Consider the following 1,839-nt stretch of genomic DNA (forward strand, 5'->3'; position numbering starts at 1 on the left):
AAGCTCGTGGTGGTGCGGGCGGTGGCGGCGACCTTGTCGCCGCGGGAGAGGGCGGCTTGGACGAACTCGCGGCCCAGGCCGCGGGAGGAGCCGGTGACGAACCAGACCTTGCTCATGATGTCGTTCCCTTTCGTGGGGAGGATACGGTTCCCCGGACCGGAACGGCACGTGCCGTGCCGACGGGGATAGCGTGGCCCACGAAGTTCGCAGATGTCAACACGGCACGTGCCGTTCCGTTAGGCTGTCGGCATGACCGACCACGCCGCCCGCACCGACGACCGCACCAAAGCGATCATGCGGGCCACCCTGGACCTGGCCCGCGAGCTCGGCTACGCCAAGCTCACCATCGAGGCGGTCGCGGCCCGCGCCGGCGTCGGCAAGCACACCGTCTACCGCCGCTGGCCCTCGCGGGGCCTGCTGTTCCTCGACGCCGTCCTCAGCCTCAACACCGCGGGACTGGAGCACCGCGACACCGGCGACATCGTGGCCGATCTGCGCGAGGTCATGACCAGGGCCGCCGACCTGCTGGGCCGGCCGCCCTGGGGTCCGCTGTACCAGGACCTCATCGGCGAGGCGCAGCACGATCCCGAGGTCGCCGCCGCGCTCAACCGGAGGTTCATCGAGCCCCAGACCGCCGACACCCGGACCCGCCTCAAGGCCGCCAAGGACCAGGGGCAGCTCGCCCCCGACGTCGACCTGGACCTGGCGTTCGAGCTGTTGTCCGGCCCCTTGTACTTCCGGCTGCTGATCACGCAGCAGCCGGTGACGCACGACTACATCGACCGCGTGCTCCAGGCGGCCTTCGCCGGAATGGGCCCGAGAGCGTGAGCGCGAAGCGAGCGGTTCCGGGCGCTCCTGAAGCCGTGAGGGCTTCTCGTGCGTCTGGCTTGACGGTTCCGAGGTGAGCGTGCGATCCTGATGACGGGATCGAGGGTTGACAATTTATATATGCGTGGACATTCGTATCTCTTTTGCTTTATGCTGCCCTTCCACGCTCGCCCTCGACGTCCCGCTTCTCCGCATTGACAGTGATGTCGTCCGGCGTGCGTGTAGTCATCCGCTGCGAGCCCTCGGAAGGACATCTGTTGGCAGCCTCGCGCAACGCCTCCGCCGTACCCGCCGGTCCCCGTCGCGTCTCTTTTTCGCGCATCCAGGAGCCTCTCGAAGTTCCTGACCTCCTCGCCGTGCAGACCGAGTCCTTCGACTGGCTGCTCGGCAACGAGAAGTGGAAGGCCCGGGTGGAGGCGGCTCGCCAGGCCGGTCGCAAGGACGTCCCGACCCAGTCGGGCCTCGAAGAGATCTTCGAAGAGATCAGTCCGATCGAGGACTTCTCGGGGACCATGTCCTTGTCGTTCCGCGACCACCGGTTCGAGCCGCCCAAGTACTCAGTCGATGAGTGCAAGGACAAGGACATGACCTTCTCCGCCCCGATGTTCGTGACGGCGGAGTTCATCAACAACACCACCGGTGAGATCAAGAGCCAGACGGTGTTCATGGGTGACTTCCCGCTCATGACGCCGAAGGGCACGTTCGTCATCAACGGCACCGAGCGGGTGGTGGTCTCCCAGCTGGTCCGCTCGCCCGGTGTGTACTTCGAGCGCAGCGTCGACAAGACCTCCGACAAGGACCTGTACGGCTGCAAGGTGATCCCGTCGCGGGGCGCCTGGCTCGAGTTCGAGATCGACAAGCGCGACAGCGTCGGTGTGCGCATTGACCGCAAGCGCAAGCAGGCCGTCACCGTGCTGCTCAAGGCACTGGGATGGACCAACGAGCAGATCCTCGAGCGCTTCGGCCAGTACGAGTCCATGCGGGCCACCCTGGAGAAGGACCACACGGCCG

Annotated in this window: 1 protein-coding gene and 1 pseudogene; both read left to right on the forward strand. The window is 66.3% G+C overall.

Going from position 1 to position 1,839, the window contains the following annotated elements:
* Nucleotides 1–249 precede the first annotated feature (249 nt).
* A complete protein-coding gene (locus HT134_RS44260; RefSeq protein ID WP_246366607.1) occupies nucleotides 250–828 on the forward strand; it encodes a TetR/AcrR family transcriptional regulator in 579 nt (192 codons plus the stop codon).
* 257 nt (nucleotides 829–1,085) lie between these two features.
* Nucleotides 1,086–1,839 (forward strand): annotated as a pseudogene (locus HT134_RS44265) (DNA-directed RNA polymerase subunit beta); the annotation flags it as partial.

The organism is Nonomuraea rhodomycinica (assembly GCF_013363995.1).
In the GTDB taxonomy this organism is placed as follows: domain Bacteria; phylum Actinomycetota; class Actinomycetes; order Streptosporangiales; family Streptosporangiaceae; genus Nonomuraea; species Nonomuraea rhodomycinica.